At 40.8% G+C, this 10,220-nt stretch carries 6 protein-coding genes; all 6 read right to left on the bottom strand.

The genetic code is table 11. The features are described from left to right. Positions 1-55: 55 nt before the first annotated feature. Complete coding sequence (locus tag BM739_RS00735; protein ID WP_076536302.1) at positions 56-2,410, bottom strand: RND family transporter; 2,355 nt, start codon at positions 2,408-2,410, stop codon at positions 56-58. Positions 2,411-2,474: 64 nt separating this feature from the next. Then, on the bottom strand, positions 2,475-3,485 hold the full coding sequence (locus tag BM739_RS00730) for a YCF48-related protein (RefSeq protein ID WP_076536300.1): 1,011 nt from the start codon (positions 3,483-3,485) through the stop codon (positions 2,475-2,477). Positions 3,486-3,534: 49 nt separating this feature from the next. Continuing rightward, on the bottom strand, positions 3,535-4,899 hold the full coding sequence (locus BM739_RS00725; RefSeq protein ID WP_076536299.1) for a DUF1329 domain-containing protein: 1,365 nt from the start codon (positions 4,897-4,899) through the stop codon (positions 3,535-3,537). A 13-nt stretch (positions 4,900-4,912) separates the two neighbouring features. Beyond that, the gene (locus BM739_RS00720) at positions 4,913-6,964 is read right to left on the bottom strand and encodes a DUF1302 domain-containing protein (RefSeq protein ID WP_076536297.1); all 2,052 of its coding nucleotides are present in this window, start codon (positions 6,962-6,964) and stop codon (positions 4,913-4,915) included. A gap of 314 nt (positions 6,965-7,278) precedes the next feature. Then, on the bottom strand, positions 7,279-7,494 hold the full coding sequence (locus BM739_RS00715) for a DUF2835 domain-containing protein (RefSeq protein WP_076536752.1): 216 nt from the start codon (positions 7,492-7,494) through the stop codon (positions 7,279-7,281). 80 nt (positions 7,495-7,574) lie between these two features. Beyond that, on the bottom strand, positions 7,575-10,139 hold the full coding sequence (gene pepN / locus BM739_RS00710) for an aminopeptidase N (protein WP_076536295.1): 2,565 nt from the start codon (positions 10,137-10,139) through the stop codon (positions 7,575-7,577). Positions 10,140-10,220: the final 81 nt, after the last annotated feature.

The raw sequence follows: 10,220 nt of genomic DNA, 5'->3' as shown, positions 1-10,220 counted from the left end.
ACTATGCAAAAAAAAAGAGGAGCTAAGCTCCTCTTTAATTCATAAACCCTTTAACTTACTTAGGTTTGCGCCAGAAAACCGCCGATAATGCGGGCAAAATAATTATCGCTCCCAACATATTCACTAAAAACATGAATGTTAACAAAATTCCCATATCCATTTGGAATTTCAGCGCAGAAAAGAACCAAGTACTCACACCAATGGCTAAAGTCAGCCCGGTAAAGATAACCGCACTGCCTCGCTCAATTAACGCTTCAAAATAGGCTTGCTGCACCGCCATACCATTGTTGAGCTTGCCTGCCATGGTAGAGAGAATATAAATACCATAATCAACACCAATACCAACACCTAATGCAATCACAGGTAAAGTGCTCACTGCAAGGCCGATATCAAGCCAAGTCATTAATGCTTGCGCTAATGTTGACACCACATATAGCGGCACAATCACTGCTACCGTTGCTTTAAGTGATTTGAAGCTAATTAAACATAGGATAAATACAGCGCCATAAACATAAATCATCATAGGTAACTGCGCTTCACTAACAGCTTCGTTAGTCGCAGCCATGACACCAACAGGGCCAGATGCTAATTTAAATTGTAATGTGTCGGTGTTTAGCTTTTCTGTCACATCTTTGACTTTAGCAATCACCACTTCAATGGTTTCAGCCTTATGATCTTTTAAAAATAAGAAAATAGGCATCACCGAACAATTACCGTTTAATAAACCTGATGTCGTTGGTACTCGTCCTACCGCTTGCACTAAACTTGCGGTCGTTCTTGGCAATATTTGCCACTTAGGATTACCTTCGTTAAAGCCGGCATTCACCTGTTTAGCCACTGACGCTAAACTGGCTGTGGATTCAACTCCGGGGGTATTGGCTACCATCCATTCGAATTGATCGATCTCAGCTAATATTGAATGATAAGTACAAGCTTCAGGGGTTGCTTCAACAATCACCGTCATATAATCAGTGGTAATTGAATAATTATCAGTAATATAAAAAGTATCTTGGTTGTATCTTGAATCTAAATGCAAGGCCGGCGCACCGCCTTGGAGATCACCAATTTTCATATTACTGGCTTGTTGCAAGCCAAAAGCATATAACAGTGCAGTACAAATCAGCACAATGACGGCATATTTAGGCGTGGCAAATTTAGATAGGCTGCGCCAAATTGCTTCAATTTTATCTTTTTGCGCTTGGTTCTCTTTAACCGGTTTAATCTTGGTGTAAGAAATAACCAGTGGCAATAAAATCAAATTGGTCAAAATAATAACTGCAACACCTAATGATGCCGATATTGCTAACTCTCTAATAATACCAATATCGATTGCAAGTAAGGTTAAAAAGCCAACGGTGTCTGATAATAATGCAATACCACCTGGCACTAATAAGCTACGAAACGCGGATGCAGCGGCAGCTTTAGTGGCTTGTCCATCACCAACACGGCGTCTAACCGCATTAATCATTTGAACCCCATGGCTAACGCCAATTGCAAACACCAAAAATGGTACAAGAATTGACATTGGGTCTAAACCAAAGCCTACTACTGTTAACAATCCAAGTTGCCACACCACCGCAATTAAGCTGCATACTAAAGGCAAAATCGTCAGCATTAATGACTTAGAAAATAAATAAACCATCACAGCTGTGATTGCGATAGCAATCAAGAAAAACAGCAGTACGCCCTTGGCGCCTTCAGCAACATCACCAGCCATCTTAGCAAAACCAATAATATGGATTTTGATGGTATCGGTTTCATATTTTGCACGTAATTCATTTTCAAGCTGCTGAGCAAATTGAATGGTATTTAACGGCTTAAAAGTAACGTCCTTTTCAGCGCCTTCTGATGCGGCCATTTCTTCATCTGTTTTTGCCACAAACTCCATTAACTGCGCCGTTAACATCGCTGATGAATAATCATTGGACACTAAGCGGCCAACAATACCGGCTTTTTCGATATTGTCTCTGACAGTATTTAAGCCATATTCATCATTACGAAAGTCAGCAGGAATAACCGGCCCGCCAGCAAAACCATCTTCAACGACTTCGGTAAATCGAGTCGAAGGTGAATACAATGACTTAACTTGAGAGCGCTCAACCCCAGGAATGAAAAAGAGTTGATCATGGACATTTTTGAGGGTTTCAAAATACTCAGGGTTAAAAATATTACCACTGGTATCTTCTACTGCCACCATGATCCTATTGGCACCACCAAAATCTTTTTGATGCTTGGTATAGGTTTTCATGTATTCATGATTTAGCGGAATATTCTTACTAAAAGCGGCATCCATTTTTAAGTGGCTAGCTTGGTAACCTAGAAAGAAGGTAATTAATATAAATGAAAATATTACCCACATCCTGTGTCTAAAGAGGTAACTTTCAAATCCATTGACCAGTTTTTCTAACATCTTATCGGCCCTATTATTGTTGTTTTAATTTTAGTTATCATTGTGTGATGGCTATTAGTGATGGTTACTTAAGTTGGAATAAGCCTTTGGTACCTGCAAACCAAAGTTCCCCTTGATTATCACTGGCTACAGCAACAATGTTTTCACCTTGTCTGCGGGCTATGACTTTGGCCTCAAGCTTATTATTGAGTTCAATAATCATGCCTGCGTTACCAACTAAGTAAAGTGAACCATCTGTATTGAGATAAGCGTTATGTATTGTTGACTTAACCGGTAATTGGATTTCACTCCATTGTGAAAATTGTTTATCGGTAACAAAAACATGACCGCGTAGCCCCATCAAAAAGATATTTTTATCCGTTTCAATGGCATTAAACATTGAACCGTCATAAATAAACTCATGTGCAGTAAAGGTTTTACCATTATCAATTGATGTGGCCACTAACCCCAGTTCGCCAACCATTAATAAACTGTTGTCAGCTAATTGAATAACGCGGTTAAAATGCGGTAGTAAGGCGGCGCGTTCAGATAAATACAGCGCTTCATCTTCAGCTTTTAAATCCGCTAAATAGCCAATATCTTCTTCAAATAAAAGCTCTTCGTGGAATTCTTCTTGCCAGTTTTGACCGCCATCATCGGTGCGATAAAACAAGCCATATGCCCCTACCGCAATGCCATTTTTATCATCAAAAAATAAAATATCTAATAACGGCTTTTCAATTTCATATGACTGAAATTGTAAGGTCCAAGTTGAACCCCCGTCTTGGGTATGGATGATGGTTGCATCGTGACCCACGGCCCAACCTTGCATCTCATCGAGGAAAAATACTTTGGTTAAGTGTGCGATAACAGGCGTAGTCACTTGTTGCCATTGTTGTTGTTTGACTAATACATGGCCACGTTCACCCACAGCAACAAGCTTATCGCCAGCGTTAGCAATATCTAACACTAAAGATGATTGAGCAAGGGGTTGGAGTTGAACGCTGAGTGGATCAAATTGAGCATTTGCGGATGCAACACTGAAAAAACAGCTAAGGCTGATTACGGCTACATTGCGAAGTGTGCGAAACGACATACAAACTTCCTTAAGAATAACTGGGGCGCATGAGCGCCCCATAACGGTCTTAGCGAATACCTGCGCGACGCAGCGCATCAGGTGTGAAATTAGCTTCAGAAAGCTTGGCATCAAAATTATACATGCGGCCTTCGTTGTCTAATCCCATTGCTAAGTAGCGACGAGATTGTAAATCGTGGAAAATTTCTAACGTACTCCAATGAGTCGGGACTTCATAGTAGTTGATAGAATGTGCTGTACCCACACGATAAAGCTCATCACGGTTATCATACATATCGGTTAACGATACTTGCCATGAATCTTCATCGATATAGAAAACACGGGTTTTATAAATATGGCGCATACCTTCTTTAAGGGTTGCTTTTACTTCCCAAACACGGTGTTTTTCCCAACGAGCATATTCCGGATTGATGTGACCAGGCTTTAGGATTTGATCATATTCAAGTGCATCAGAATGAAGTTTGTAATCATTGTAAGGAATATAAACTTCTTTCTTACCAACGAGTTCCCAGTTATAACGCACTGGTGAGCCGTTAAACATATCAAAATCATCTGTAGTTCTTAAACCATCAGAAACAGTACCCGGCGTATCAAAAGCAACATTTGGCGCTTTACGAACGCGGCGTTGGCCAGTGTTGTAAGTCCATGCTTGACGAGGTAATGCTTCTTGATCCATGGTTTCTTTTACTAACAGTGCAGTACCCGCAAGACGTGCAGGCTGACGTACAACTTGTTTAAAGAAAAACAAGGTATTCGTTTCAGCAAGTTTATCTAGCGTGATCTCTGGACGGCTATATTCAAAACGGATCTCTTCAGCTGTTTCGATCAAGGTGTAAGAGCCACTTTTTGTTGGTGAAGCTTGGCTACGATAAGTTTCCACATCAACCCCGCGATAACGCAAGATATGGTTCCAAATCACCTCTAAACCATTTGATGGGATAGGAAATGGCACACCAATAGATGCCCCACTCACGCCATTACCATTTGAGACTAATTCAGCGTTTAACGCATTCGCTTTAGTGGCATCGTAAACATACTGAGGAACAGACGCAGTACGACGAGTCTCATAGACATTCATTTTGTAAGTATCTGGATAAAGCTCAAATAACTTCACCTGACCCGGTGTTAAAAACTCAGCGTATTGTGCTTTGTTAGCATTGGTTATGGTAAACAGTATTTTATCACTTGGAAAAGGGTCTGGGTGGTGCATGCCCTTCTCATATCCAGCTGGTGCTGATGTAATACCCTTATCCCATGCAGGGATAGAGCCATCAGCATTAGCTGCCATAACAGCCCCTAAAGGGGTTAATTCAGTACCTAATTTGGCAGCTTCGGCTTCTGATACTTTCGCCATCGCTACTGGTGCAGTCAGCGATAACATGACAGCAGCCGATAATATCGTCAGTTTCTTCATTATTATTATCCTTTTAGATCGAATACTTGACGTTGAAAGAGACATAATCTCTATCAGTCATTGCATTAGTTGTGCCTACGCCACCAAAGAAGCTGTTATAGGACACATCTGCCCCCCAGCGACTGCGATAGTCAAAGTTTAGACCAACAGCCACAGACTTACGCCCTTCAGTGAATAAGAACATTGGATCTGGTGTAATACCGTCAACATCGTGAGAGAAAATCACCCGAGGTGACATATTCACACCGGCAAAGACATTGTTAAAGTCAGCCTTGGCAACTAAACGATATCCCCAAGCAAAATCAGTTGGGAACGGATTAGTTTCAGGGCCATCATGCAGTGCTTCGATAATGCCAGGCATATCAGGGTTACCACCAGAACGCGAAGTTCCAGGCCCGTTCAAACGAAGCTCATCAAAGCCTGGCATGTCATGGATCCACACACCACCAACCTCAGCGAGCATGACTAAATTATCAGTCCCCCAAGTTGGACCAAATAAATGAGTTAAGGTGAACTGAGCTTGAGTGGTATCAGATAAAATGAAACCATCAATAGTCTCACCAGGCTGTACACCTTCGATTTGCGATAGGCCTTCTAGATCAGGACGAAGTCCAGCATTTGCAAGCTGCTCAGGCATACCAGCAAATAACAATTCAACATCATCAATTTGTAAAGGCTCATCAATACGATGAGAGACTTCACCGGCAACTGAGGTGTCGCCCACTAAAGTGTTAAAACTTGCGCCATATAATTGAATATCTTCAGGATAAACAATCTGAGCTTTAGTAAATGTTTCCATGCTCAGCATAAGTTCGCGGTCAATTTCACCGCCACTTGCAGCTAAACGGCCATAATCACGAGCCACAGCTTCACTGGTAAAGTTTGATGCTGTACCACTGATGATAGGGCGGCGACTATGATAATTCATGTAATACAAGCCAAATTCAGTTTCACCGAAATTAGGCGCGTAATAACCTAGCTTGATACCATATTGGCCATCATCTGCAGGCTCTTCTTCATCCTGTATTAATGCAACTTTAGTTGCGTATGGCACCATATAAGCAGCAAATGCAGGGTCAAAATTAGCTGCAGCTGCTGCACCATAAAGTGAAGCATACTCAGACATTAAGAATTCAAGGTTAATATCAGGGTTAGCATTAAAACCTAACTGTGCATTTTGGCTATAACCACCAAAACCGGCAAAATCGTTTGTCGCGAAGTTAGAACCTGGTGTTGGTACCCAAATTGGCTCCCAATCATATTGGTAATAAGCTTCAACGTTTAAATTTTCAGTTAGACCTAATGAAGCCCAGACCATGCCTTGCGGGCGGAATGCTTCTTTAAGCTCGGCACCTGGTGCATTAAGAATATTTAAATCGACTGGGTTAATCACACCAATACCATGGGGTATTAAGGTACTTTCCCCCCAAGATACAACTTGGTTACCTACTCGCACTGATAATGGGTTTTTACCATCATTTAAATCGAAGTTACCGTAAACAAAAGCATCTAATAAGCGAATGTCTTTACATTGCACTTCTGATGCGCGGCTATCTTCACATGGATCAAATTCTTTGCCAGTTAGCGGGTCATTAAAGTCATAATCACCATCGCTGATTTTAGTATCGTAGAAGTACATACCACGAACAAACAAGCCGAAGTTTTTATACTCTAGAGACAGTTCATGTAACCCTTTGAAACGTTCAGAGGTAGTATCCCCTTTCGAATAAAGTAGGTTACTCAAATCGTTGTTACTTGAGTAAGAACCTGCTTGGTCCCAAATTTGAGCCGTGCTATAGATGGGTGTTTGGCCAAATGGTGCGCCAAATGCTGAGTAGCCAGACCAATCCATTTGAGGTTGGTTGACCTTACCGATCTGTCCTTCCCAATCTCTATCAGACACACGCCAGCTAGCTCCGACAGTCCAAGTAGAATCGAAAGTACCACGTACTTCTCCCCAATCAAATGAAACAGCATTAACGCTACTGCTCATCCCCAAAGTTAATGCCGACACCACCCCCAAAGCGAGTGCCGACTTGTTAAAGCGTCTTTTAACAATATTCATTATGCTTCTCTCCGTAACCTGCCGGATTCGTTGTTATAGGATTTAAACCAACATTTTGTTAGCCTACAGGCAACACCATTGTTACAGCAATTAACATGGTTCGGCAAGTTCAAAAAAAAGAAAATTTATGAATGAATTGGTGCAGTTAGGTGATTTTATGGATAAAAAAAGTCAGACTAATTTGAATTGAATGGCTTAAATATATGAGTAACGAGTAAAAATTAAATGTAATTGTTAACTTTCAATAAGTTAGAGGTGATAATTTTTCGCTAATTTAACACCCTCTAATCAATCGCTCGTTTGAAGTAAATACTCTAAATCTTGTTTAGTGAAATGAAATTACCTGAGGTATTGAGGCGTAAAATGAAACTGCCATGGATGCCTGAAGCCGTTACAAATGGTCTGAAATACTTACCATTAATATGTAATACTTTGCCGTTACGGTCTCGAACTTCAACGTTTTTTACCACGCCCTGATAAAAAGGCAGAAAATCATTAAAGCTTACATAGATTGAAAAATAAAATTCCATGATGACTCGGTAAAACCCTATAAAAAAGCCCACAATAATTTACTAAAATCCTTGTGGGCGATAATTGTTATAAACGATAGTTAAGCTTGCTCTAACGCCTTTTCAACTTTCTCGAATAAATCTTTCGATAAATTCGGTAATGCTTTTAATCGCTGTAACGATGCTTTCATCAGTTGCTGACGGTTTTCGTCAAACTTGCTGTATTGAATAAGCGGAGTGATCATTCTTGCCGCTATTTGTGGGTTTAACTCGTTAAGCTTGATCAACACATCAGTGAGATACTGGTAACCTTTACCTGAAGGATCATGGAATTGATAGGTGTTCGCCGCTACGAAAAATCCAATTAATGAGCGTACACGGTTAGGGTTATTGAAACTAAAACTTTCATGCTCAGTGAGCCCTTTAATAACCTCCAACACATCTGGGATATTTTGCGAGGCCTGTAAGCTAAACCACTTATCCATCACCAGTGGTGTCGTTAGCCATTTCTGCTCAAAATCTTGCATTAATGACTGCTGACAAGTCAACTGCCCCGAGACGGCCGCTTTTAATGCGCCTAAGCTATCTGTCATATTTGAAGCTTGCTGATATTGGTTAATCACTAAGTCTTCATATTCAGATGACACTTTAGACAACAAACTTAAGCAAATATTTTTAAATGCACGACTTGCCGCATTATCTTTATTAATCAAGCTACGGTAGCGCGTTACCAGCTCGTCTAAACAAGACTCTGCAATTTCATTAACCACAAACTCTCTTGCTGCCGCCAAGGCATCTAAGTTCACTGATTCTACTTGTTCAATTAATGCTGCAGCACTTGGGAATGCCAAAATCTCAGCCACTAGCGCTTTATCGATGCTTTCATCGAGGATAATACCTCTAACAGCTTCAATGACTCTGGCATCTAAATGCATTGTTTCTTTCGCTTCAAGACTGGCGACGTTTTGCCACACCGCTTGGCTAAATAACCCAACAGATGCTTCCCAGCGAGCCACTTCGCTTGATGCGTAGCGCGTTAAGTGCACTAACTGATCAACATTAAATTGATAATCAAGTCTTACTGGCGCTGAGAAGTCTTGTAATAATGATGGAATTGGCGCTGATGCAATATTGTCAAACACAAAGGTTTCCTGTGCTTGTTTTACATCTAGCACGGTATTAGCAACTGACTGACCTTGAGTATCGAGTAGCTCAATGCTGAATGGGATATGTAATGCCTCTCCTGCTACACCTTTAGACACCACAGATTGTGCAACAGTCAGAGAATATTGCTTAGTCGCAGCATTATAGTGATCTGTGACTTTAAGCACCGGAGTGCCAGCTTGACTATACCAGCGTCTAAATTGAGACAAATCAATACCGCTTGCTGTTTCCATCGCATTGACAAAGTCATCACAGGTTACAGCTTGACCATCATGGCGCTCAAAATAACACTTCATGCCTAACTGGAAATTAGCTTCACCTAAAATGGTGTGCATCATGCGAATGACTTCTGCGCCTTTGTTGTAAACGGTCACGGTATAAAAGTTATTCATTTCAATGACAGATTCAGGGCGAATAGGATGGGACATAGGTCCTGCATCTTCGGCAAACTGTTGATTCTTCATGACACGAATAGCTTGAATGCGGTTAACAGCGCGAGAACCTAAATCAGAGCTAAACTCTTGATCTCTAAATACCGTTAGCCCTTCTTTAAGGCTTAATTGGAACCAATCACGACAAGTCACTCGGTTACCTGTCCAGTTATGGAAATACTCATGGCCAACAACAGATTCAATGCCATGATAGTCTTCATCTGTCGCGCTAGCTGTATCTGCTAATACATACTTGGTATTAAATACGTTGAGGCCTTTGTTTTCCATTGCACCCATGTTGAAAAAGTCTACCGCGACTATCATGTAGATATCTAAGTCATACTCTAAATCAAAACGCGACTCATCCCATGCCATCGACTTTTGCAATGACACCATGGCATGATTGGCTTTATGTAAATTGCCTTTATCTACAAATACTTGTAGCTTTACTTCTCGTCCGCTACGAGTGATAAATTTATCTTGTAATAAATCAAAATCACCTGCAACTAACGCAAATAAGTAACTCGGTTTTGGAAAAGGATCTTGCCAACGAACAAAGTGGCGACTTTCATCAGCACATGTGCCCTGCTCGACTAAATTACCGTTACTCAATAAAAACGGAAACGCTGCTTTATCGGCTTCAATTCTGACGCTATAAATGGCCAAAACATCGGGGCGATCGAGGAAATAAGTAATGCGTCTAAAGCCTTCAGCTTCACACTGAGTGCAATAAGCGCCATCAGACATATACAAACCTTCTAGGCTTGAGTTAGCTTCAGGATCTTGTTTTGTCACAACAGTTAATTCAAACTCAGATAGCTCGGTGTCAATGATAAGCTCATTGCTGTCTACTTTATAGTTAGCTTTTTGACCGTTAATCAATACTGAGGTTAACTGTATTTGCTCACCGACTAAATGCAAAGCGTCTTTGTGCTCACCAACTCTTTGAATTTTACTCGTTGCAACGACCTCAGTTTCAGCACCTTTTAAGTCAAAATCTAATGCAATATGGCTAATGGTAAATAAAGGTGATTTATAATCTTTAAGATGTTTTGCTTGTGCTTGAGTCATAGGTAATCCTTGAATAACACTGCTCTTGTTAGAGCTAAAATTCACTTAATAAAAAACGCGCTTAGAGCGCGTTTTTTTGGC

The sequence above is a fragment of the Shewanella sp. UCD-KL21 genome, assembly GCF_001957135.1.
GTDB lineage: Bacteria > Pseudomonadota > Gammaproteobacteria > Enterobacterales > Shewanellaceae > Shewanella.
Note: the sequence above shows the minus strand (reverse complement) of the source record. Positions and strands in the feature narration are given on the sequence as shown.